The organism is Collinsella aerofaciens, from assembly GCF_002736145.1.
Lineage (GTDB): Bacteria > Actinomycetota > Coriobacteriia > Coriobacteriales > Coriobacteriaceae > Collinsella > Collinsella aerofaciens_A.
Genome location: NZ_CP024160.1, coordinates 1,302,955 through 1,327,002, shown reverse-complemented (window position 1 = coordinate 1,327,002; position 24,048 = coordinate 1,302,955). Strand labels below are relative to the sequence as shown.

The 24,048-nt window shown below is 60.3% G+C and carries 20 protein-coding genes; 13 read left to right on the top strand and 7 right to left on the bottom strand.

Features of this window, described 5'->3' with window-relative positions; translation table 11 throughout:
- Nucleotides 1–13: 13 nt before the first annotated feature.
- Entirely contained in the window at nucleotides 14–787 is a 774-nt protein-coding gene (locus tag CSV91_RS05850) for a hypothetical protein (protein WP_099432147.1), read from the top strand.
- A 110-nt stretch (nucleotides 788–897) separates the two neighbouring features.
- On the opposite strand, the gene CSV91_RS05845 is transcribed toward CSV91_RS05850, so the two are convergent.
- From CSV91_RS05845 to CSV91_RS05825, 5 genes are all read right to left on the bottom strand, one after another.
- Nucleotides 898–1,707 carry a gamma-glutamyl-gamma-aminobutyrate hydrolase family protein gene (locus tag CSV91_RS05845; protein WP_099432146.1) on the bottom strand — a complete coding sequence of 270 codons (810 nt, stop codon included), beginning with the start codon at nucleotides 1,705–1,707 and terminating at the stop codon, nucleotides 898–900.
- Nucleotides 1,708–1,794: 87 nt separating this feature from the next.
- Nucleotides 1,795–2,559: an amino acid ABC transporter ATP-binding protein gene (locus CSV91_RS05840; RefSeq protein WP_099432145.1), complete on the bottom strand. Its 765-nt coding sequence runs from the start codon at nucleotides 2,557–2,559 to the stop codon at nucleotides 1,795–1,797.
- 36 nt (nucleotides 2,560–2,595) lie between these two features.
- Nucleotides 2,596–3,429, bottom strand: a complete 834-nt coding sequence (locus CSV91_RS05835) for an amino acid ABC transporter permease (protein ID WP_099432144.1) — start codon at nucleotides 3,427–3,429, stop codon at nucleotides 2,596–2,598.
- Complete coding sequence (locus tag CSV91_RS05830; RefSeq protein WP_006234894.1) at nucleotides 3,426–4,085, bottom strand: amino acid ABC transporter permease; 660 nt, start codon at nucleotides 4,083–4,085, stop codon at nucleotides 3,426–3,428. The genes CSV91_RS05835 and CSV91_RS05830 overlap by 4 nt, the downstream gene beginning before the upstream one ends.
- A 138-nt stretch (nucleotides 4,086–4,223) precedes the next feature.
- On the bottom strand, nucleotides 4,224–5,219 hold the full coding sequence (locus tag CSV91_RS05825; protein ID WP_099432143.1) for a glutamate ABC transporter substrate-binding protein: 996 nt from the start codon (nucleotides 5,217–5,219) through the stop codon (nucleotides 4,224–4,226).
- A gap of 269 nt (nucleotides 5,220–5,488) precedes the next feature.
- Here CSV91_RS05825 and CSV91_RS05820 point away from each other — a divergent pair, with 269 nt between their 5' ends.
- Complete coding sequence (locus CSV91_RS05820; protein ID WP_099432142.1) at nucleotides 5,489–6,691, top strand: iron-containing alcohol dehydrogenase; 1,203 nt, start codon at nucleotides 5,489–5,491, stop codon at nucleotides 6,689–6,691.
- Nucleotides 6,692–7,005: 314 nt separating this feature from the next.
- Here CSV91_RS05820 and CSV91_RS05815 read toward each other — a convergent pair whose 3' ends face one another.
- Nucleotides 7,006–8,787, bottom strand: coding sequence for a 1-deoxy-D-xylulose-5-phosphate synthase (locus CSV91_RS05815; protein WP_099432141.1), 1,782 nt, complete (start codon nucleotides 8,785–8,787; stop codon nucleotides 7,006–7,008).
- Between the two features lie 228 nt (nucleotides 8,788–9,015).
- Here CSV91_RS05815 and CSV91_RS05810 point away from each other — a divergent pair, with 228 nt between their 5' ends.
- From CSV91_RS05810 to CSV91_RS05765, 11 genes are all read left to right on the top strand, one after another.
- Nucleotides 9,016–9,573, top strand: coding sequence for an HD domain-containing protein (locus tag CSV91_RS05810; RefSeq protein WP_099432140.1), 558 nt, complete (start codon nucleotides 9,016–9,018; stop codon nucleotides 9,571–9,573).
- Between the two features lie 3 nt (nucleotides 9,574–9,576).
- Nucleotides 9,577–10,596: a putative ABC transporter permease gene (locus tag CSV91_RS05805; protein ID WP_232049570.1), complete on the top strand. Its 1,020-nt coding sequence runs from the start codon at nucleotides 9,577–9,579 to the stop codon at nucleotides 10,594–10,596.
- 198 nt (nucleotides 10,597–10,794) lie between these two features.
- Nucleotides 10,795–12,072 carry an ammonium transporter gene (locus tag CSV91_RS05800; protein ID WP_099432139.1) on the top strand — a complete coding sequence of 426 codons (1,278 nt, stop codon included), beginning with the start codon at nucleotides 10,795–10,797 and terminating at the stop codon, nucleotides 12,070–12,072.
- A 132-nt stretch (nucleotides 12,073–12,204) separates the two neighbouring features.
- Nucleotides 12,205–12,543 (top strand): P-II family nitrogen regulator, encoded by a 339-nt coding sequence (locus CSV91_RS05795; RefSeq protein ID WP_099432138.1) that lies wholly within the window; start codon nucleotides 12,205–12,207, stop codon nucleotides 12,541–12,543.
- A gap of 74 nt (nucleotides 12,544–12,617) precedes the next feature.
- Complete coding sequence (locus CSV91_RS05790; protein ID WP_099432137.1) at nucleotides 12,618–13,280, top strand: TetR/AcrR family transcriptional regulator; 663 nt, start codon at nucleotides 12,618–12,620, stop codon at nucleotides 13,278–13,280.
- A 130-nt stretch (nucleotides 13,281–13,410) separates the two neighbouring features.
- Nucleotides 13,411–14,643 carry an MFS transporter gene (locus CSV91_RS05785; protein WP_157758000.1) on the top strand — a complete coding sequence of 411 codons (1,233 nt, stop codon included), beginning with the start codon at nucleotides 13,411–13,413 and terminating at the stop codon, nucleotides 14,641–14,643.
- Nucleotides 14,644–14,758: 115 nt separating this feature from the next.
- Complete coding sequence (locus CSV91_RS05780) at nucleotides 14,759–15,616, top strand: HAD-IIB family hydrolase (protein WP_099432135.1); 858 nt, start codon at nucleotides 14,759–14,761, stop codon at nucleotides 15,614–15,616.
- Between the two features lie 153 nt (nucleotides 15,617–15,769).
- Nucleotides 15,770–15,895, top strand: a complete 126-nt coding sequence (locus CSV91_RS10215) for a hypothetical protein (RefSeq protein WP_255413493.1) — start codon at nucleotides 15,770–15,772, stop codon at nucleotides 15,893–15,895.
- 237 nt (nucleotides 15,896–16,132) lie between these two features.
- Nucleotides 16,133–16,843, top strand: a complete 711-nt coding sequence (locus CSV91_RS05775) for a TetR/AcrR family transcriptional regulator (protein ID WP_099432134.1) — start codon at nucleotides 16,133–16,135, stop codon at nucleotides 16,841–16,843.
- A gap of 12 nt (nucleotides 16,844–16,855) precedes the next feature.
- Nucleotides 16,856–21,637, top strand: a complete 4,782-nt coding sequence (locus tag CSV91_RS05770) for a 2-hydroxyacyl-CoA dehydratase (protein WP_172622455.1) — start codon at nucleotides 16,856–16,858, stop codon at nucleotides 21,635–21,637.
- A gap of 496 nt (nucleotides 21,638–22,133) precedes the next feature.
- Nucleotides 22,134–22,583 (top strand): hypothetical protein, encoded by a 450-nt coding sequence (locus CSV91_RS05765; RefSeq protein WP_147579392.1) that lies wholly within the window; start codon nucleotides 22,134–22,136, stop codon nucleotides 22,581–22,583.
- A gap of 127 nt (nucleotides 22,584–22,710) precedes the next feature.
- On the opposite strand, the gene CSV91_RS05760 is transcribed toward CSV91_RS05765, so the two are convergent.
- The gene (locus CSV91_RS05760; RefSeq protein ID WP_099432132.1) at nucleotides 22,711–23,850 is read right to left on the bottom strand and encodes a DUF389 domain-containing protein; all 1,140 of its coding nucleotides are present in this window, start codon (nucleotides 23,848–23,850) and stop codon (nucleotides 22,711–22,713) included.
- Nucleotides 23,851–24,048: the final 198 nt, after the last annotated feature.

Below are 24,048 nucleotides of genomic sequence, written 5' to 3'. Positions count from 1 at the left end.
AGAATGGAAGCATGTGAGTAAATGGACGTATGCCTTAATCCTGATAATTTATACGTGCATGGTGGTATTGCAGCTTAATTCTTTCCCGATGTGGTTCTGTAGCCTCCGTGAGAACAGTTTCTTGGGCTTTTTCCCAGATCCGACGCTTCGGTTATCGGCGGAGGATGTCCTTCTATTTCGTAATGCAGAGGTTTTTCGCGGTCTGCTGTTCAACGTAGCCCCGTTGGCTCATGCATTGTTCTTTCCGTTCATCGCGGCTTGTATCGTGCCGCGCTTTGTCAGCTCAGGCTTTGTCGAGGAACCGTGGGGGTTGTCGGAGGCTCGGGGAGGGAAGCGTGTGTGCGCTATCGTTGCGCGAGTGGTGCTGTCTTCTTTTGTCCTTTTGGGCGCGTTTATCCTGACGAGTGTCGTTTTGTACTGTCTTAACTGCGCGATCGTTTTGGATGCTCAGCAGTATTTCAACCTGAATATTTTTTGCTATCGACTTGTTCTTGCCGCCGCTGTCTGCCTTGCATACGTGGTCTCTTGCGTAATCGTTGTTTCCTATTTTGAGTCCGGCTTCGGTCCGATTGGCATGCTGCTGCTTGTCAACGTCGTAGCGATTTACATACAGCTCGGGGCCAATTCCATGCTTCCGCTTCCGTCCTCGATGCTCATGTGGATTTGCGGCGTGACCCCGTTGAGGGACGGTCAATGCGTTTCGATTTTAATTGACTGCCTAATAAACGTAGCAAGCGTCTTTACCATCTGCTTTACCGTAGACCGATTGCGGTCGAGATTTCTTTGATTGTTTGTGAGGGATGATCATACCGAGCATACCAAATACAGGGGGGCGGGCACCGTGGCTGGTGTCCGCCCCCCCTGACATGGAAGGTTTAAGCCTGTGCGGTTCGCGAGCTAGCGGGCCTGCTTTACCTTGGCCGCCGCCTCGACAAACGACTTCCACAGGTTAAAGTCGGTCTCGAGCGTCTTCCACGTATACTCAGGGTGCCATTGCACGCCCAGGCAGAACGGCTGGCCTTCGACTTCGATGCACTCGGGAACGCCGTCGGTTGCCTTGGCGACCAAGCGCGTGCTTTTACCCAGACGGTCGACGCAGCAGTGATGTGCCGAGTTGGTCTGGATCAGCCTGTGCCCGCCAACCGCGCGCTCCAGCAGCGAGCCCGGCATGACCTCGACAGGGTGCACGGGGTCGTTGAGCACGTGGGTGTGGCGCCACTGCGTGCGGCCCTCGCGCGCGCCCAGGCTCGGCACGTCCATGCACAGGGTGCCGCCGGTAGCGACGTTGAGCAGCTGCGTGCCGCGGCAGGTGGTAAAGAGCGGCTTTTTGACGCGGAGTACCTCGTCGACCAGCTTAAACTCAAAACTATCGCGGATCTCGCAGCAGAGGGTGGGGTCGTAGGGTCGATCATCGCCCCAACGTTTGGGATTGACATCGGGGCCGCCGGGAATGGCGATACCGTCAGCGATTTCCACGTAATGACGGATAACGTCGACGTCTTCGGTAATGGACATCTGCAGCGGCAGACCGCCGGCGGCAAGAATGGCGTCGACAAAGACGCTCGCAATCTCCTCGTTGGGGGAGAGCGTCTCGCTCAAATAGGGCTTCGCTTCTTCCCAGCGTGGTGCTACCAGGATAAGCGGGCGGTCGGCGGGATCGACGTCGACGTGCGGAGTGTAGGACGATGAGGTGCGGGTTCCGATCATGGGTGCGGCTTTCGAATCCGGATGGACATGGCACAGGGGCGGCGCGGGACAAACGTTACTGATGAATTCGCCCACGTGGCAATTGGGTTAGTGGCCCTTGATGGAGTTGAGGAAGTCCTGGGCGCGCTTGGTCTGGGGGTGGTCGAAGAACTCGTCGGGCGTGCCAGTTTCCACGATCTGGCCGTCGGCCATAAACACGACGCGGTCGGCCACGCGACGGGCGAAGTTCATCTCGTGCGTAATGACGATCATCGTCATGCCCTGCTGGGCCAGACGGACCATGACCTCGAGCACCTCGTTAATCATCTCGGGGTCAAGGGCGCTTGTGGGCTCGTCGAAGAGCATGGCCTTGGGCTGCATGGCGAGCGAGCGGGCGATGGCCACGCGCTGCTGCTGGCCGCCCGAGAGCTGTGCGGGCACCTTGTCGGCCTGCTCGGCCACGCCCACGCGGCTCAGCAGGTCCATGGCGCGCTCACGAGCCTCCTCCTTGGACACGCCCAGCACGTCGACCGGTCCCAGCATGACGTTCTGCAGCACCGTCATATGTGCGAACAGGTTGAACTGTTGGAACACCATGCCCAACTCGGCGCGCATGCGGGCAAGGTCTTTGCCTTCCTGCGGAAGCGGCTGACCTTCGATGAGGATCTCGCCCGAGTCGATGGTCTCCAAGCGGTTGATGGTGCGGCACATGGTCGACTTGCCCGAGCCCGAGGGGCCGATCACGACGACGACCTCGCCACGGTCGACCGAGAGATTGATGTCGTTGAGGACGTGCAGATCGCCGTAGTGCTTATCGACGTGTCTGAGCTCGATCAACGGCTGATTGCCGGCGGAAGAGGTGCTCTGTGCCATGGTGCTTGGCTCCTTATGACTCGAAATGGTAAAGCGTTAGCGGATGATGGTCGCGCCGGTCTTGTGCGAAACGTAGACGGCGGCCTTGTTAATCGCGACGTTGATGAGGATGTAGATGACCGCGATTACCAGGTAGACCGACACGAGGGCGTCGTAGTTGGTAATGAGCACGCGGGCATTTTGCATGAGGTCGGGGTAGCTCACCACATAGGCGACGGTGGTGTCCTTGACCACGACCACAAGCTGCGAAATCAACGACGGAATGATAAACCGGATCGCCTGCGGCAACACGATTTTAAAGGTGATTTTAGCTTTGGAGAGACCGAGTGCCTGGGCGGCTTCGACCTGGCCACGCGGCACGGCGTTGACGCCGGCACGGAAGATCTCGGCAAGTACGCCGGCTGCAGCGAGCGCGACGGGAAGCGTGAGCATCCAAAACGACGGCAGCGCGATCTTGTACTGGGGTAGCACCAAAAAGAAGAAGTAGATGAACAGAAGGCTCGGCACGCCACGGAAGAAATCGGTGAGCACGCGGCAGACCAGCTGCAGCGGCTTGATGTCGCTCGTGCGGCCGAGCATGAGGGCCAGACCCAGTACCAGCGCGATGGCGCCGGCGGTGAGTGCGACTTTAACGGTGCCCTCAAAACCGGCAAGCAAGAATTTCCAGGTGGTGAGGTGCGTAAAGAAATACCAATAGTGGACCGAAAGCTGACCGGTCACATAAAAGCGCTGTAGTACCAGGACGACGAGCGCGGCGACGGCAACAAGCGAGATGGCGGTGCCAACGCGAATCTTGGCGCGCATCTTGGGGCCGGGAGCCTCGTAGAGCGCATCGCGCATGGTGAGCGCGGGAGAGGAATGCTTGCTCATCGGAGGATCCTCACCTTCTTATCGATGTAGTTGCCAATGTGGCTCACCACAAAGGCCGTGCCCAGGTAGCCGAGCGCCGAGATAAAGAACGCGGCGACGCCGCCGAGCGAGCGCGTGTTGATGTAGCTCACCACGCCGGTGAGCTCTTGCGGCTTAAGTGGCACCTGACTGCCGAGCGCGGTGGTGAGCATGACGGCGATAAAGAGGTTGGTCATGGGCAGCACGCTCGAACGCAGCGCCTGCGGAATCACGATCTTGGCGAGGATACGGTTGAAGCTCATGCCCAGCGAGCGGGCGGCTTCTACCTGACCGACGCCGACGGTGTTGATGCCGCTCATAAAGTTCTCGGAGCCAAAGGCTGAGCCCAAAAGGACCGTGGCGACGATAACGCAGGTGCGGTAGGGTAGGACGACCTTGAGCGGCGGCAGCGCATAGACGACGATGATGAGTAGCGCGATGCCGGGGATGTTACGGAAGACCTGGACATACAGGTCGCCAAAGACGCGCAGCGGCTTGAGCGGCGACACGCGCATCACAGTGACGGCAACGGCCAGCACCATGGCGATGGCAAACGACTCAAGCGTCATGCCCCAGGTTGCTAGCAGCGCGTCGATATAGTTCTGGCCATAGAGCGACCAGAGCTCGGAGAGACTCATGCGGACCTCCCGCCGGTAAGGAAAGGGGCTCCCGTGTGTACGGAAGCCCCGACAACTCAGTGAGGAAACAGTTTAGCGCAATAAAGCGCATCGTGCGTTTCCGTATGGTTTCGTAGCGGCCGTTACTAGGCTCGCTGCCTAGGCGCCGATCTCGGGCAGCTCGGGAACATTGGTGTCGCCCGTACGGTCGCCAATGCAGATCTGCCACAGCTCGGTCCAGGTGCCGTCGTCCTCGATCTTCTTAAGGAAGTCGTTGACAAAGGCGACGCCGTCGGAATCGAGTGGCAGGCCGATGCCATAGGGCTCCTTGCTGCCGAAGGGCTTGCCGGCGATCTTGTACTTACCGGGCTCGCGGACCAGGGCGCTCTGCTGCATGTTGTTATCGATGACGTAGGCGTCAACGCGACCCTGCTGGAGTGCCTGACGGGCCTCCTCGTCGGTCTTGAACTCCTGCTGGCTGGCCTTGGGAGCGAACTCCTCCAGGATGGCAGGGCCGTTGGAGCCGGACTGGACGGCGACGTTCTTGTCGGCCAGGTCGTCGACGCTCTTGATGTCGTCGTTGTCGGCGAGTACCAGGATGGCCTGCTGCGTGTAGTAATAGGGACCGGCAAAGGAGACGAGCTTCTTGCGCTCGTCAGTGATGGTGTAGGTGGCAAAGACAGCGTCGACCTGGCCGTTCTGCAGGACGGACTCGCGCGTGTCCGAGGTCACCTGGGTGATCTCGACCTTGTTCTCGCCCAGAATGTAGTTGGACAGGAGCTGTGCGATACCGGCGTCGAAGCCGCGGGTCTGACCGTCTTTCTCGTTGAGGAGGGAGAAGAGCGTGGAGGTCTGAACGCCACCGATCTTAAAGACGCCGGCGTCCTTGACGGCCGTCGCCCAGGTGCTGGCGGCGATGGCGTCGTCATCGGCCTTGGGGCCGTTGTCGACGAGCTTGTCGAATGCCTTGGCATCGAGCGTGGCGGAAACCTCGGTATCCTCGGAGCTCTTGGAAGAGCCGGCGGCGGAACCCTTGTCAGCCTCGGCGCTGGTGTCGGAGCAGCCGGCAAGACCAAGGCCGGCGACGGTTGCGAAGGTGGCGGCGACAAAGCCGCGGCGGTCGAGAACGACCTGCTGGGAGAGGTTCTTGCTCATGGTAGAACACCTTTCTCAATAAAATCCCTAGCGGTTGAGTAGAGTTATACCCCATCCCGCTCAAATGGGTCAACACGAAATAACTCAGAAACATACTTACCTTATGGGTTATTCTACCTACCAAAAAGGGACAGGTTTATTTTGGCAGGTTTTATCTGGGGAAACGTCGGTTATTGCTGCTGAGATAGGGTTTTGCAGACGGCATGATCGCTCGCAGCGGTCGCTATAATGGCGGCAACGCGACACATATATAAGTAAGGAGATCGCGTATGAACGGTTATTCGTTTATCGCACCGACCAAGGTGCTGTTTGGCGCGGGCAAGTTGGGCGAGCTGGGCGCGCAGAAGCTGCCTGGCATCAAAGCGCTCATCGTTACCACCGGCGGCAACTCGGTCAAGCGTTTTGGATATCTGGGACGTTTGGAGGCCGAGCTCGATCGCGCCGGCGTGGCGCACGAGCTGTTCGATCGCATTGAGCCCAATCCGCTGCGCGAGACCGTCAACGCAGGTGGCTGGATGGCGCGCACCCATGGCTGCGACTTTGTGCTGGCGCTTGGCGGCGGTTCGGTCATGGACGGCAGCAAGGGTATTTGCGCGGTGGCGGCCAACCCGCATACGGACGCCGAGGGCAACGAGTGCCCCGGTGACATCTGGGACTTTGTGAATGGCGGCACGGCGCTCGGCCTGCCTATCCCCAACGATCCGCTGCCGCTGGTGTGCGTGACCACCACGGCGGGTACCGGCTCCGAGGTCGATGCGAGCGGTGTCCTGTCCTGCGAGGACAATGACGAGAAGCTCCGTCTGGGCGATCCGCGCCTGTTTCCAGTGCTTTCGGTCGTCGACCCCGAGCTCATGGTGAGCGTCCCGGCGCGTCTGACCGCCTATCAGGGATTCGACGCCCTGTTCCATTGCGTTGAGTGCTACATCTCAAATACCAACACGCCCATGGGTGACATGGTTTGCCGCGAGGGCATTCGTCGCGCAGCCGCAGCGCTGCCTACGTGCGTCAATGATGGCGATGACCTGGAGGCGCGCTCGAGCCTTGCGTTTGCCAACACGCTCGGCGGCTATGCCATGGATGCTTCGGGCACCACGGGCTCGCATGGCCTTGAGCATGGCATGAGCGCGCATCATCACGACCTGCCACACGGCGCCGGACTCATCATGATTGCGCGCGCCTACCATACGTGGATGATCGATCACGGCGCCGCGCCCGAGCGCTATATCGACATGGCGCGCCTGATGGGTAATGCCGCCGCGAATGATCCGCACGATTTTGTGGTTGAGCTTACGCGCCTGATGGAGGCTTGCCATGTGGCAGACCTCGCCATGAGCGAATGGGGGATTACGGTCGAAGAGCTGCCGGCCATCGCGCATAACGCTCTGACGACCAACGGCGTCCTGTTCAGCCACGACCCCGTGACACTGACCGAACCAGACGTCGTCGAAATCCTCAAGCAAAGCTACCGCTAGTTGACTCCAAACCACCACAAAGGGGGCACTTTGGCGGTTCGTCTCAATCTGTAACAGGTAGACGAGGAAATGGGTTCTACCTGTTACAGATTGAGATTTTCTCTTCAGGGGAATTCGAATGTCTCAATCTGTAACATCTGGACGGACAAAAGGTCTCTATCTGTTACAGATTGAGACAAACGTCGGGAGCTAAGAACGTTTGTCTCGATCTGTAACAGTTAGACGGGAATTCGGGCCCTAGATGTTACAGATCGAGATAATTGAGCTCGAAAAATAAAAACCTCCGCAGGGGTGCTTCCCTTGCGGAGGTTTTTCTACTCGTTCAGTAGACGTACCGCTTCGGCGGCCATGTTCTCGACCGTCATGCCGTTCTGCGCGAGCAGCTCGTTGGGGTCATAGCGGTCGGGAAAGCCCTTGGCAATGCCGAAGGTGCGCGTGCGCAACGGCGTGCATGCCAGATAACATGCCACGCGCTCGCCCCAGCCGCCGTCCAAGATGCCGTCCTCGAGGGTGACGACAACGCGATGCTCGGCGGCAAGGCTGTCGAGGAACTCGCGGTCGAGCTCGGTTGCAAAGCGAGGGTTGACGAGCGTGGCCTCGATGCCGTACTCGGCGGCCAAGCGGTTTGCCACGCGCTCACCCAGCTCAAAGAAATCGCCAAGCGCGAGCACGGCCACGTCGCGGCCCTGGCGTACCACGTTATACCGTGCGACACCATAGTCGGCGTCTTCGGCGGGTGCCAGATCGGGGCGGCTTACCAAGCCAATGCCCGGCACGCGAATCGCCACGGGATGCTCGCGGTGGTCGAGCGACCAGCTCAGCATGGACAGGTATTCCTCCATACAGGAAGGCGCCAAATAGCGCATGTTGGGAAGACCGCCCAGCATGGAAATATCAAAGAACGAAAGATGCGTCTCGGACGTGGTGCCAAAGATCGACGCGCCAAATACAAGGATGGTCGCCGGGGCGTCGTTGAGGCACAGGTCGTGCCACAGCTCGTCGTAGGCGCGCTGCAAAAACGTGCCGTACACGCCAAAGACCGGCTTGGCGCCCGAGCGCGCAAGCGCGGTGGCAAAGGTCACGGCGTGCTCCTCGGCAATGCCCACGTCGACGAACTGTTTGCCGGCGGCAGCGCGAAGCTCGGGTGTAAAGCCCATGATATAGGGCGTTGCGGCCGTGATGCCCACGACCTGTGGATCGCGCTCGATGGCGGCGCTGAGCGCCTCGCCCGTAATGTCGGCATAGGTGCGCGGCGCAGGCTCGCTCGGATGGCCCGGGCAGAGCTTGCGCCCAGTCGCCATGTCAAACGGACCCACATGATGCCAGCGCTCGGGGTCGCTCTGGGCTGGCTCAAAGCCCTTGCCCTTTGCGGTGGAGACGTGCAGCACGATGGGATGATCGATATCGCGCAGCTCCTGCAGCGCGTCGACGAGGGCCAACACATCGTTGCCGGCGTCCAGATAGCGGTAGTCGAGCCCCATCGCGCGGAAAACGTTGCGCTCACAGGTGCCGTTGCTGGCGCGTAGCTCGGCTAGATTGCGATACAGGCCGCCATGGTTCTCGGCAATGGACTGGTCGTTATCGTTGACGATGATGATCAGGTTGCTGTCGAGTTCGACGGCATTGTTGAAGCCCTCAAACGCCAAGCCGCCCGAAAGCGAGCCGTCGCCAATGATGGTGATGACGTTGTACGTATCGCCCGCCAGGTCACGAGCGTGCGCCAGGCCGCAGCCCAGGCTCACCGACGTGGAGGTATGGCCCATGGCAAACAGGTCGTGCTCGGACTCGTCGGGATTGGCAAAGCCAGAAGCCTCACCATAACGCTCCGGATCGATATAAGTGTACGCGCGCCCAGTCAGAGCCTTGTGGGCGTAGGTCTGGTGCGAAACGTCAAAGACAATCTTGTCGATGGGGGAGTTAAACACGCGATGAAGCGCAACCGTAAGCTCAACGACGCCCAGGTTGGGGGCAACGTGCCCGCCGACGGCGGCGGAGCTTTCGAGGATTGCCTGGCGGATCTCGCCGCAGAGCAGCGGAAGCTCGGCGCGGTCGAGAGCCTTGACGTCCTCGGGCGTTGTCGTTTGCGTAAGCAGCATCGTTGTGGGTTACTCCATGCGAATCGTGTGCCGGCACTCCCTTGGTCGGCACAATTGCACAAGACAGTCTCGCACATTTTGGCGTTTGATATGTGACGGCGGCGCGGTAATTCGCCAACTGGTGGGGCAAAACGTTTTGTCCGATGCCATACTGATATGTTCCATGATGTTTTTATCGATTGTGCACAGGCTGTGGCTTGTCGCCGTGAGTCGCTGGAAGGAGGCAGCATGTCTGATGTCGTTCGTGCCGAGAAAATCGCGTGCGAAGTAGACCATGCTGCCCGCCAGCTGGCCCAAGCGGGCCGCTTGGGCCTGACGCGCGAGTTTATCCAGCATGGCGATGTGACGGTGTATACGCATGTGACCTCGGTGGCGCGGGCGAGCCTGTCCTTTGCCGAGCGCCTGGGCCGCGTCGGTGTCTCGGTCGACCGCTTGTCGCTGCTGCGCGGGGCCCTGCTGCACGATTACTTTCTCTATGACTGGCACGATCCCGACCCAAGCCACCGACTGCATGGCTTTCGTCACCCGTTTTTTGCCCTGGCGCGTGCGGAGGAAGATTTTGAGCTGACGTCGCGCGAGCGGAATATTATCGCGCGGCATATGTTTCCGCTGGTGCCGGTGCCGCCGACGTGTCGTGAGGCATGGATTGTGTGCCTGGCCGATAAATGGTGCGCGCTGCGCGAGACGGTTGCCGGTCGTCTACAGCGCAAAGGCGGCGCGAACGATTTGAACGAGGGCTCGAGTGACGGCTCGAGCAAAGAATCGAACGAAAAGAGGAGTGGGTAGACGGTGGGAACCGCGATCGATATGGCATTTGACGGCGCGACGCTTGCCGCCTGTCCGCTCTCGGCGCTGGTACTCTCGTTTGCCTTCTACGGTTTTTGCGGCTGGGTATGGGAGTCGACAGTCTGTGCCATGCTCAACCACGGACGTTTTGCCAACAGCGGCTTTTTGCTAGGGCCGTGTTGTCCCATCTACGGTGCGGGCGGCATCGCGTGCTGGTTGCTGCTGCGTGGAATCCCAGACGCCTCGAGCCAGTTTGTCGCTGCCGCGCTCGTATGCAGCGTGATCGAATATAGCGTGGGCGTGCTGTTGGAAAAAACGACGGGTGCCCGGTTTTGGGATTACTCGCATCTGCCGTTTAACCTGCACGGACGCATCTGCCTGTACTGGGCCTGCGCGTTTAGCTTGGGTGCGTTGTGTATTTGCCGTTTAGTGGAGCCGGCATTGCTGGGGCTGCTTGGCCATCTGCCGGTGCTGATTGTGCGGCTGTCCGCCTTTATCGTCGCGGTCGCGATGATGGTCGATGCGGTGTGCTCGTTGGCCAGCTGGCGCCGCCTGTCCGATCAGCTTGAGCGTGTGCGTGCCGACCTTGCCGACCGCATCAATGAGTCGCTTGCCGATGCCTCCGACTCTATGCTCGAACGTATTCCCGATTCGGCGATCGACTCGGTGGCGCAGACGCATATCCGCGGTCGCGCCGTTAACGCTTGGCTGGCCGAGCTGGGCGACGCGGCGCTCGATGCCCTGCGCGAGAAGGCTTCGATGCCGACGTTTATCTCGGATGGTGCTCGCGGCCTGGCGCTCGCTGCCCGCCGCGTGGCCGATGCCGCGCCGAGCGTGCCCCGTCCGTCGCTCACCCGTCTCCGTACCGGCAAGCGCATGAGCCGTCCGGTGCCGAGTGTGTCGCTCAGCCGTCGTGACCTGCGCTTCTTTAACGCCTTCCCGCGTCTGCGCATCAATCGCTACGAGGGCGTCATCCGAGCAACTAATCTCCGCGACCGCGCCCACGAGCTGTTTCGGCGCTAGCCGGGGCGGGCACGCTCACGGCCCCCTTGCTCGCGTATTTCCCGTTCGTTTCGCGCCCGTTGCCGTGCCGTTTCCAAGATTGCGGCACCGTTTCCATTCGACAACGCAGCGTTTAACAGCGCCGTATCTGGTCTACACCAGTTGCCCCTCGGCCGCATTATGGGCGCCGACAACGTTCATGCGACCAAGGGGGAGCGAATGTACGATACGGGATCGACAACGTTTATGCTCATCTGCACCATGCTCGTGTTTTTAATGACACCGGGCCTGGCGTTTTTCTATGGCGGTCTGTCTAGACGCAAAAATGTCATCAACACCATGCTTATGTGCTTTGGAGTCATTGGCTTGGTGGGCGTGCTGTGGATTGTTGCCGGCTGGTCGCTGGCCTACGGCGGCGACGGCTCGAGTCCGTTTATTGGCGGCTTTGACCAGCTGCTGTGCCTGCCGGTGCTCAACCAGGTGCTGCAGGCGGCCGAGGGCAATGCTGCGGATGGTGCCGTCTACCCTCAGATCATCAACATCGCCTTCCAGATGGCGTTTGCCATGATCACCGCCGCTATCGTTACGGGCAGTCTGGCAGGCCGCGTTAAGTTTGGTGCCATGACGGCCTTCCTGGGCATTTGGCTGCTCGTGGTCTATGCGCCGCTCGCCCACATGGTTTGGGGCGGCGATGGTTCCTTTATCGGCGACATCATCGGCGCGCTCGACTTTGCCGGCGGCGACGTGGTACACATTTCGTCCGGTCTCACGGGCCTGATTCTCTGCTTAATGCTCGGCCGTCGTCGCGGCTTTGGCATGGTGAGCTACCGTCCGCATAACGTGCCGTTTGTGGCGCTGGGCGCCGGCCTGCTTTGGTTTGGCTGGTTTGGCTTTAACGGCGGCAGCGAGTTTAAGGCCGACGCCGTGGCGGCGCTCGCCATCCTCAACACCGTGACCGCCAGCGCGGCGGGCATGGTCTCGTGGCTTGCCGTCGAGCGCGTGCATACCGGCAGCCCCACGCTGGTGGGCGCCAGCACCGGTCTGGTTGCGGGCCTTGTGGTGGTCACGCCGGGCGCGGGCTTTGTCGAGCCGTGGGCGGCGCTGGCCATGGGCTTGATCGTGTCTCCCGTCTGCTACCTGGCCATCAGCCATCTTAAGACCAAGTTTGGCTACGACGATGCGCTCGACGCGTTCGGTTGCCACGGTATCGGCGGCATCTTGGGCGGCGTGCTCACGGGTCTGTTCTGCGTGCCGGAGCTTTCGTGGACCGATAAGGGCGGCCTGTTCTACACGGGCGACGTGTCGCTGCTCGTCTCGCAGATTCTGGGCATTGTGGTGACGGTCGTTATTGTGCTGGTGCTCGACTTGGTGATCGCCGCGGTGGTCAAGGCGCTGTTCCACGGCAGTCTGCGCGTGGACGAGGCCGACGAGGCGCTGGGCTTGGATGCGAGTCAGCACGGTGAGAGCGCATATCCCTCCTTCTCGGGACTTGACTAGCGGCTTCCCCAGGCACCGCACCTTGGGTTTCAAACATAAGTACGCGGCGCTCCTCTTTAAACCCAATCTGCGGCACCTGGGAAACCCGCGTCTCATGTAAAGGGATACGTTGATTATTGAGAGGAATTCATTATGAAAAAGATCACGGCTATTGTGCGCCAGGAGAAGCTTGAGGTTCTTAAAGACGCGCTGTTTGCCGCTGATGTTCGCGGTATGACTATCAACCAGGTTCAGGGCTGCGGCGCACAGCATGGCTGGAAGGAATACGTGCGCGGCAACGAACTGCTTGTCAACACGATCCCTAAGGTGCAGTTCACCCTTATCTGCGCCGATGAGCACGTCGACGGCATTGTCGACATCATCTGCAACGCTGCCCGCACCGGCGCCGTCGGAGACGGCAAGATTTGGGTCGAGCCGGTCGAGGAAGTTATCCGCATCCGTACCGGCGAACACGGCCCCGCCGCGGTGTAGGGCCGACCGTCTGTCATCTGCAACGTTAAAATACTGCAGTGAGGCATAAGGCTTGTGTTGCGGATGGACGGATTATGGGTCGCAATAAATATCCCGAGGAGACGGTCGCGAAGATTCTCGACGCGGCACTGGAGCTATTCTGTGCACAGGGTTATGAGGGGACGAGCATTCAAGATATCGTTGACCGTCTCGATGGCATGACCAAGGGCGCTGTCTATCATCACTTTAAGAGCAAAGAAGAGATTTTCAACGCCGCGTTTGATCGGGCGATGACTCCGATTGTTGAGCACCGTCGCTCGATGCTTGGCGTCGGTAATATGACCGGCGCCCAAAAGCTAAAAAGGCTTTACGCTCCCGAGTCCGTTGTTCCGCAAATTGAGCTATGGGCACGTATGCGTCCTGCAGCAGATCCGGTAAAAAGCTCGCGTCTACTGGCGATGCAGTATCAGGGCTCATTTGACGAGTCGGCCGATGGCTATCTCTTGCCGGTGATCGAGGAGGGCATCACCGACGGATCCATTGCGTGCGAATGCCCGCGCGAAGCGGCAGAGGCCGTATCGTTGCTGGCGAATCTCTGGTTGCTGCCACTGTTTCGTCCGCTCGAGCCCAAGGATCGAATGCTCGCTCGCGCTCAATGTTTGGCGCAGATGGCCTCTGCGGTGGGACTCGATTTGGGCGAGGAAGTGCTCCAGACAACGGCGCAGATTTGGGACGTATGGGACCGCGCCAGGTGGTAATATAGATACTAACGGTATGTAATTGATTTGTGAGGGTAGCCACGGCTGCCCTTTTCAAGTCATTAAATACATACTAGTGGTATGTATAGGGGGTTGGCTTATAGCTGGAATGCGGAGGAGTAGCGTCTCGTTGACGCAAAAAACAGTGCGACCTATCAGGCTTTTTGGCCTTCTTGTTGCGCAGCTGTGCACGTATGCGATGCTGTCGGCGCTGTGCTTTGCGTATCCACTTTACTTGTTCGATTGCAGTGGATCGTCAACGTTATATGGCGTCGTCGTGGCGACGGCGTTCATACCCGGCGTACTCGCAACTCCGGTTGGCGGAATCTTGGCGGATAGGGGAAGACATCGCGAGGTCCTCGTGGCCCTTGGCATTGCTCTGATGACTGCATCGCTGCTGTCTATCCCCATGAAGCGCTCGTTGCCTCTTGCGGTCGTCGTAGTAGCGATACTTTGTGTTCAATATGGTGTTCAATCGCTGCTGAAGCCAATGCTCCAAATTGAGACGGTGCGTATGGCGGGTGAAGAGAAGGTTGAGCGGGCCACTGCATTGGTTTCGCAGATGACCATGGTGAGCAATATCTTGGGCCCTGTGGTCGGGACGGCAGTCTATGGGTGCTTTGGTATCGATACTCTTTGCACAACCGCGTCGGTGGCGTTTGCGATTTCAGCTCTCTTGTTTGGGGTCGCACTCAAGCAAAATGCCTCATCTGAAACGATGGGAGACGGCGCGACTCGCACGACATGCCGAAACGATTTTCGGGAGTCGATTCGGTATCTGTTGCAAAATGCATCATTGGTCGCTGTGATTTTGCTTGCGGCCGTTTTGAACCTTGCGTTGGTTGGGCTAACGATTGGCGCTCCCATTATTGTTACAAAGCATCTCGGCATGCAATCGTCCTGCGTTGGGATAGTTGAGGTTGCTATGGGCTTGGGTGGTCTTGCCGGCAGTGGCTTGGTCGGCATTTGGCCGCATCGCTTTTCTTTCAATGGCATATGTCGATATGTTGCGATGATCTGTTTTGGAGTCGCACCGATCATTGTCACGCTACTGTTCGGCGCAGATGCATGCATGTTCACCGTGTTTGCGGTTGGTTCGGCATGGGTCATGGTGTGGGCAAGCATTGCGTCGGTTGAAATCATCGCGTTTGTTCAGCGGGCAGCGCCGACTGAGCTCTGCGGAAAAGTGCTTTCGGTCGTTTACACAGTCCTTTCCTGTGCAATACCTATCGGCCAATTGACGTACGGGGCTGCATATGATCGATGGACACCGGCGATTGTATTCGCAGGCATGTTGGCGGTGCTGGCGCTGACGACGGCGCTGTTTTATCGGCTGAAAAGTCGCTTGCGGCGATTGTCTTGACGCGCTGGGGCACCGTGAATTTGCGGAGGCGGTGGCCCGCCGCGCCGGGACGGCATTGTTTGGGCATGCCTCTCTTTCGTCTACAATATCGTGCAGACGAAAGAGAGGCATGCCCATGATCAAGATGTTTGCGAGTGACTTAGACGGAACGCTGCTGAACGCCCTACACGAGGCAGATGGGACCATCCGCCGTGCCATTCGCGAGCTGACCGAGGCCGGACTCCACGTGGTTCCCGCGACTGGACGCTCGACGTTGCCGATCGGCGAGCATGGCTTTACGGGCCTGGCGCTTGACGCCTGCTGCTCCAATGGATCCATCGTGCGCGACAGCCATGGCGAGGTGCTCAAGACCTGGACCATCGACCCTCAGATCACCGAGGAGCTGCTCAAGGAGTTTCCGGATATCTGTTTTGACTGCTCCACACCCGATGGCATGTACTCGAGCGGTTCGTTCGAGATGCATCAGGCGGGCTTTAAAAAAGACAGCCCTATCAAGCGCATCGTGATGCGCGGCATGCGTGCGCGTGGCGGGTACCACGAGGAACAGTACTTCGACCAGTCGATCGGTGACATCCTGCGCCACGATGTGTGCAAGATCAACTGTCGCGTGACCTCGCCCGAGCTGGAGCGTGATCTTAAGGCGTATCTTGCCGAGCGCTCGGACCGTGTGGTCAACGCGCCGTTCGATCCGGTGATGTTCGAGATCACGGACGTGGCGTGTAACAAGGGCGAGAGCGTGGCCTGGCTGGCGGGTTACTACGGCATTGCCGAGGACGAGGTCGCGGTCTATGGAGACGGCGGCAACGACATCGCCATGCTCAAGCGCTTCCGTCACAGCTACGCGACCAAAAACGCAAGCGATGCAGCCAAGGCTGCCGCGAACGCGACTATCGGCAGTTGCATGGTCCACGCCGTCCCCAAACACATGCTCGCCACCATGCACAAGCAAAACTCCCGCACCATCATCGAATAAGTGACAAAGGGACAGCCCCTTTGCCACAGGGGTCTGTGTGCTTGGAATACGAACATATATTCGTATATATAACTAGGCTCTGGTAGAATCGGTATCGTTGACGGCAGTTCCATGTGCCGGGCAACGCCCTCCATCTGATGGGAGGTGATGCCCATGACCGATCTGATTGATTTCGTGAGACTTCTGACCGCTTTGGTCTCGTTCTTCACGGCGCTCGTCGGGCTTTCCGAGGCACTCAAGCAACGTTCGAAGCAACGTAAAAGGGGTCGCCGCCGCTAAGGCGTTGACCCCTTAATCCAAGCAACGGCGCTGCCCAGCCAGCTACAACTTGGGCTGCCGTCGACACCATTCTACCCACGAATGACTTTTTGGACAATCGGTAATGCCGCCGTGGAATGTGGCAAAGGGACGCCCCTTTGTCACAATCTAAATATTGCCTTTACGTGTTGATGCACACGGTGTGCAATAATACTCGCACTGTGCAATAGCGCACAGGCTGAGTAACAAGGAGGACGCTTGTCCCAGCTCGAGAAATGCGACCGCCGGTCCCTTCGCTCGCAGCGTGCCCTTCGCCAGGCGCTTGCCAGCGAGCTTGCCGAAAGCGGCGACCTTTCGCGCATTAACGTCGCGTCGCTCACCGAGCGCGCCGGTCTTACACGCCGCACGTTCTATTCGCACTACCGCGATATCCCCGACTTTATCAGCCAGATCGAGGACGGCCTGCTTGCCGAGATTCGCGAGCGGGTGGAGCTTATCACCGCAGCTCAATTACCCGATCTTTACCGCAATATCGACGAGCTCGAGCCGGCACCCGGTTCGGTTGAGCTGCTTCGCTATCTTGCGGCTAATCGCGACCTTATCGGGGCCCTGCTGGGCCCGGGCGGCGACCCCGCCTTTATTAAAAAGATCATCGATACCGCACGCGAGGCCGTGGTGCCGCGTGCACAGACGGGCATTTTGGGCTTGGCGCTGGGCACCTTCTTTGACTACTACGTCACCTATGTCGTGAGTGCCGAGGTCGGCATGATCCAACGTTGGTTTGAGCGTGACCTTTCTGAATCGCCCGAGACCATGGCGCGCATTATGACGGTCATCGCCTTTGTGCGCCCCGGCGACCTGTATGGCCAACCCATCGATATCAACGTGCCGGAATACGGCATGAAGCTATTGAATCTGCAGCTCGAGGATGCGGTCGACACCACCGCAACCGTCGAGTCCAACAACTAAGAGGAGAGACAGATGAGCAAACTCGTCGAGGGCATTAAGGACCGTGTGGTTGCTGCCGCACGCGAGGCCGCGCCCGCCGTGGTGGACGCCGCGCAGAAGGCCGCGACCGCGGCTGCCGAGAAAGTTGCCGAGGCTGTTGCCGAGGCCAAGAACGCGGCAGGGGAGACGCCCGTCGCTAGCGAGCCCGTCACTGCCGCTGAGCCCGTAGCCGCCGCCCACGCCCCCGAAGGCGCGATCTTCAACCCCGAGGCCGCTCGCGGCAACCTGCACCTGGGCATCGACGTGGGCTCCACCACCGTTAAGCTCGCTGTGCTCAACGACGACAACCAGATTGTCTACGCCAAGTACCAGCGCCACCACACCGACGTCCGCGCTTGCGCCCGCGACCTGTTCGAGGGCGCTGCGACCGTGCTGCCGACGGCCCAGATGACCTGCGCCATCACCGGCTCGGGCGGTCTGCTGCTATCTCAGTGGCTCGGCCTGGAGTTTGTCCAGGAGGTCATCGCCAGCAAGCGTGCCGTCGAGACCCTCATCCCGGCCACCGATGTTGCCATCGAGCTGGGCGGCGAGGACGCCAAGATCATCTACTTCGACAACGGCATCGAGCAGCGCATGAACGGCACCTGCGCCGGCGGCACGGGCGCCTTCATCGACCAGATGGCCACTCTGCTGCACACCGACGCCAGCGGCCTCAACGAACTCGCGGCCAACGCCACCACCATCTATCCCATCGCCAGCCGCTGCGGCGTTTTTGCCAAGACCGACGTGCAGCCGCTGCTCAACGAAGGCGCCCGTCCCGAGGACGTCGCCGCTTCCATCTTCCAAGCCGTCGTGACCCAGACCATCTCGGGCCTGGCGTGCGGCCGTCCCATCCGCGGCAACGTCGCCTTCCTGGGCGGCCCGCTGCAGTATCTCTCCGAGCTGCGCCACCGCTTCTACCTCACGCTCAACCTGGACGAGGAGCACCGCATTGTGCCCCAAAACGCTCACCTGTTTGTGGCGAGCGGCGCCGCCATGGCGCATGAGTCCAACAAGCTCAGCACGTTCCCGCAGCTCATCGAGGCTATCGATGCCCTGGGTGACACACAGGGTGCCGAGGTCGAGCGCCTGGATCCGCTCTTTGCTACCGACGAGGACTTCGCCGAGTTCAAAACCCGCCACGACCAGGAAGTCGTCCCCAAGGGCAAACTCGAAGGCTACACCGGCCGCGTGTTCATTGGCATCGACGCCGGTTCCACCACCATGAAGGCCGCGCTCGTGGGCGAGGACGGCCAGCTGCTGCACACCTGGTACGGCAACAACAACGGCGACATCCTGGGCACGGCCAAGGTCATCATGGCCGATTTCTACAACCACATCCCCGCGGGCTGCACCATCGGCCACGTGACTACCACGGGCTACGGCGAGGCGCTGCTCATCGAGGCCCTCAAGGCCGATTCCGGCGAGATCGAGACCGTCGCGCACTTGCGCGGTGCCAAGGCGTTCCTGCCCGGCGTCGAGTTTATTCTGGACATTGGCGGCCAGGACATGAAGTGCCTGCGCGTCAAGGACGGCGTCATCGAGCACATCATGCTCAACGAGGCCTGCTCGTCGGGTTGCGGCAGCTTTATCGAGAGTTTCGCCGTGTCTATGAACATGGACGTGCGCGCGTTTGCCGATGCCGCCATCCATGCCAAGGCCCCCGTCGACCTGGGCAGCCGCTGCACGGTCTTTATGAACTCGCGCGTCAAGCAGGCGCAAAAGGAAGGCGCCACGGTGGGCGACATCGCGGCCGGCCTGTCCTATTCCGTCATCAAGAACGCCCTGTTCAAGGTCATTAAGCTGCGCGACCCCAAGGAGATCGGCAGCCAGGTGATCGTCCAGGGCGGCACCTTTATGTCCGACGCCACGCTGCGCGCGTTTGAGCAGCTCACCGGCGTTCATGCCGTGCGTCCCGATATCGCCGGCTGCATGGGCGCCTATGGTGCGGCCCTGCTCGCCCGCGATCGCGCTGGCGCCGACGGCACTTCGACCATCCTTTCGGCTGAGGACATCGCGCACCTTACCGTGACGCAAAAGCATGTCCGCTGCGGTCGCTGCTCCAACAACTGCCAGCTCACCGTCAACGACTTTGGCGGCGGCAGGCGCTTCATTACCGGCAACCGCTGCGAGAAGGGCGCCGGCCACAAAAAGCAGAAGACCGAGGCCCCCAACCTCTTCAAAAAGAAAAACGAGCTGCTGTTTAACCGCGAGGTGCTGAGCCCCGACGAGGCCCCGCGCGGTACCGTCGGCATCCCCCGCGCGCTCAACATGTACGAGAACTACCCCTTCTGGCACGCGTTCTTTACGCGCTTGGGCTTTAGCGTGCAGCTGTCCGACCAGTCGAGCAAGAAGACCTACCAGGCGGGCATCGAGTCCATGCCGTCCGAGAGCGTGTGCTACCCGGCAAAGATGAGCCACGGCCATGTGATGAACCTTATCGACCGCGATGTCGACTTCATTTGGATGCCGTGCGTGCGCTGGGAGCGCAAGGAGGACCCGACGGCTGGCAACTGTTACAACTGTCCCATCGTCATGAGCTACCCCACGGCGCTGGCGCTCAACATCGACGAGATCCGCGAGCAGAACATCGAGTTTCTGTACCCGTTTGTGCCCTATCACGACAAGACCGAGCTCAAGCGCCGTCTGTACCAGGTGCTCGCCGTCGACCGTGTGGCCGATGCTGAGGCCGGTCGCGGTCGCGTGCGTGGTCCTAAAATCACGCGCTCCGAGGTCGATGCCGCCGTCAACGCTGCCTTTGAGGCCGATGCGCGTTTCCACGAGGACATCCAGACTATGGGCGAGGAGGCTCTTAAGTGGGTCGAGGACCACGGCGGTCACGGCATCGTGCTCGCCGGCCGTCCCTACCATAACGACCCCGAGATCAACCATGCCCTGCCCGAGCTTATCTCGAGCTTTGGCTTTGCGGTTTTTACCGAGGATTCGCTCGCGCATCTGGTAAAGCCCGAGCGTCCGATTCGCGTCGTCGACCAGTGGATGTACCACAGCCGCCTGTACGCCGTCGCCCGTTTTGTGACGATGCGCAACGATTTGGACCTGATTCAGCTCAACTCTTTCGGCTGCGGTCTGGACGCTCTGACCACCGACCAGGTGCAGGAGATCCTTGAGGCCAGCGGCAAGATCTACACCGTGCTCAAGATTGACGAGGTGTCCAACTTGGGCGCCGCGCGTATCCGTATTCGCTCGCTCATGGCAGCGCTCAAGGACCAGGAGGCCGAGCGCTTGGCCGAGGCCACGGCCGCGGGCGAGGCCTACGAGCAGGGCGATGCCGCGCCGGTGGCGCCCTCCACGGATGCCCCCGCGTTCGCGAGCCGCAAGTACACGTTTGAGGCTCAGCGCGAGAGTGCTTCGACCGCGTGGCCCAAGGTGCCCTTTACCGAGCAGATGCGCGAGGAGGGCTACACCATCCTGTGCCCGCAGATGGCGCCGATCCACTTCGACCTGGTCAAAGAGGTGTTCCGCGGTGCTGGCTATAACCTGGAACTGCTGCCCTCGACCGATCACGATGCCGTCGAGGCCGGTCTGCGCTATGTGAACAATGACATTTGCTATCCGTCGATCCTGGTAACGGGCCAGATTATGGAGGCCATCGAGAGCGGTCGGTACGACCTGTCCAAGACGGCCGTGGTCATCAGCCAGACCGGCGGCGGCTGCCGTGCCACCAACTACATCGCACTCATCCGCAAGGCCCTGCGCGAGAGCGGCCACCCCGAGATCCCGGTGATCTCGCTTTCGGCCGTGGCGCTCGGCGAGGACAACCCCGGCTTTAAGATTACGCCGGCGCTGCTTAAGCAAGCCGTGTACGCGGTGCTCTTTGGCGACGTGATGATGCAGATGCTCTATCGTTGCCGCCCGTACGAGGCCACGCCCGGCGCTGCCAACGCACTCTACGAGGAGTACATGGCGCGCGCCCGCAAGCTGGCGCCCAAGTTCAACCGCCACAACTACACCAAGCTGTGCCGTGAGGCCATCCGCGCGTTCGATACTATGCCGCTCGTGGGCGAGGGTACCAAGCCGCGCGTGGGCGTGGTCGGTGAGATCTTGGTCAAGTTCCACCCCACAGCCAACAACCACGTGGTCGATGTCATCGAGCGCGAGGGCTGCGAGGCCGTAGTGCCGGGCCTGCTTGACTTCTTCCTGTACTCCATGAGCAACGCCGAGCTGCAGAAGGACGAGCTGGGAAGCTCTGCTACCACGCGCGCTGGTATGCAGGCGCTCATCAAGCTCGTGGACTGGATGCGCACGCCGGTGGAAGAGATGCTCGAAAAGTCCCGCCGCTTTGAGGCGCCCGAGCGCATCGGCACCATGGCCGATAAGGCCCGCACGGTGCTTTCGGTGTGCAACAACATGGGCGAGGGCTGGTTGCTTACGGCCGAGATGCTCGACCTGATCGATCACGGTGCGCCCAACATCATCTGCACGCAGCCCTTCGCGTGCCTGCCCAACCACGTGGTGGGCAAGGCCGTGATCAAGGAGCTACGCCGCCAGCACCCCGAGAGCAACATTGTCGCGGTGGACTACGACCCTGGCGCGTCCGAGGTCAACCAACTCAACCGTATTAAGCTCATGATCAGCGTTGCCAAGGAAAACATGCGCGCCGGCAAGGGCTTTAAGCTCGAGAAGGTGGCACCGCTCGCGATGGACGAGGTTACCGGCCAGATGCGTGCACATGACGGCTGCGTGAGCTGCGGGCCGGCCAGCGAAGAGGCCGTTGCATCGGTCGCCGAGCGTCTGGGGCGCGGCATTAAGAAGTAACTGGCCTGCTTTGGGCTAGATATGAGGCAAACGGGTGGTAGCCGTGCCGGCTACCACCCGTTTTTGCTGGACATATGTTGCGCAAATGACCTTGCTGCAGCCTTCCGTGGGCTCGCCAGAGTTTTGGGCTGACTCGGGCTTTGAGGACAAGTTGCTGCAGGCCCAAGGCGATTTTTCGCTCAACGCGGGCCAACATAGCGTGACCTATCTGCCAAACGACGAGATGATCGCTGCGGACTGCCCATCGCCACCTACGAGATGGAAGCCGAAAAGTTCATCTACCGCGTGTACAAGTACGAGCTGTAGGGCCGCGCTTAGGTTTGACCAATGGAGTATGAAAACACGCCGTTCGCCGATGCCCCCTCCGCGAGTGGCAGCCATATGGTTTGATGTTGGAAACATATGACTGCCGCCGGGCTGCGGGTGACGTTTGCTCTGATATCGGAGGTGCCAAGTATGTTTCGCGCTCCGTTAAACAAGTATCGGGCTGGCTAGCATGGGCCGCCGCACTATCTCAATAACCCTTGCAGTGGTTTGCCTAGTTGTGCTTTTGGGCGCTACGGGGCAGTTCGCTATAAGTCGTGAAACATCCTATATGCAGGAATGTGCTTCCGAAGGCTTCGCCATTGATGGTTACTATCGGGATGACAAAGCAGGCTTGGAAACCCTGGCCTTTCATGAAGAGGATAACCATCGGTGGCAGCTGGTCGGCAAAGGCGGCAGCATCGTTGATGGACAGTTCAAACGTATGGACGACCCCAACATTCTGGTATTAAAGAATGAAAACGGCGAAATATTCGGTACGGTCCACGTGGCGTATATTTCGCGCCGACGCGATCAGGGCTTGCTCTACCTATTTAGAGATACCAGGGTGACCCGTTTTTATCTGGTGAGTACCGGTCCGGCGTTTACGGTGGAGTCTGGCGATGTCGATGCGGACGTCTGATTCACGGCAATAAAACAGCGAGCGGGGCGCGGACGTGAACTGCACCCCGCTATTTGCTCGTATCCGTATCGCGTCTGCGCCTCGTTGTAACTTGCGTCCGTGCGAGCATTCATCCCCGCGCTCCGCATCACTTCACATCGAACTCCACGCGATCGAGTTCGGGTACGTTGAGGTCGATGAGCTTGCGGGCGACGTGGCGGTCGTGCGCCCCGAGCGCCTCGCTCGTTGTCACATGGGCGACAATCTCGCGCTCGACGATGCCCTCCTCGTCGCCTTCGGTGGCCGAGGTCTCGACGGCGACGGTGTAATCCTTAAAGCTTGGCAGCACCGCGGCAAGCTCGCGTGTGGTCTCGGTGACGCCGTAGCCGTCTTGCACGCCGGCCTGCGCCGAGCCAATAGCCCCCGCGGTCATAACGATGCAGGGGATGGCAAAGATCACCGTGCCCACAATAATGCGGCGGCGCACCTTGCGTGACAGCTCGTCGACCTCGGCATTTTCCTCGGCGGTCACAATACCGTCGCCGTTGAGGTCGCGCTTGAGCGGCACGCGCAAAAGAAGCAGCACGGCTTCGGCGGTCAGTGCGATAAAGACCACGTTGATGCCAAACTCGTAGAGGGCCGAGAGGAACAGCGACCCGCTTGCGATGGCGATGCCATAGCCCGCCGCGCACAGGGGCGGCATGAGCGCGGTCGCCACGGCTACGCCGGCAATGAGCGTCGAAGGCTCCTGGTCGCGCGAGTTGCCCAGGCCGCCCGCAAAGCCGCCCGCGAGCGCGACGGCAAGGTCCCACACAGTCGGTGTCGAATTGTCGATGATGGCGGCCGTGGTGGTGCCAAGGGGCGAGAGTTTAAAGTACAACGTGGACGTGACCAGGCAAAAGGCCATCTGTAGGGCCAAGCCCGCGACGGCTTCGACAGTAATCTCGCGGTCGAGCGTGGCGATGCCATATGCCATGGCAAGGACCGAGCCCATAAGCGGGCAGATGAGCATGGCGCCCACGATGGCGATGTCTGAATCGATATCGAGGCCGATGCTCGCGATGAGCATGGCGATGATGAGGATGCATAGGTGGGAGCCAGTCAGACGCGCCCCGTTTACAAAGCGCCTTCGGATTACGTGATAGGGCGCGCGACCCTCGCGAATGTTGAATGCGCGCTTTAGGAAGCGGCCGGCGTTCTCCATGGCCTCGCTGTGTGCGGGGCGTATGCCATGGCGCCGGTGATGGCGTTCACGCAGTCGCTTGAGCTGTTGTCTATCGAGTTCCATGTCCACCTCGTTCCAGCGCGGTCCGCGCAACGCGCCCGTTGTCCTAACTCTACACCGTGGCGGGCGGGGTGTCTGTTGGATGCGGAATCCGATAGGGCGGATGACGCGGGAGCAAATGCAAATCACAGGCTCAATTCCATCCCGCGAGAATATGATGCACCAGCTCCTTCAAATGTGACGAAACTGTGAAGCACGAGA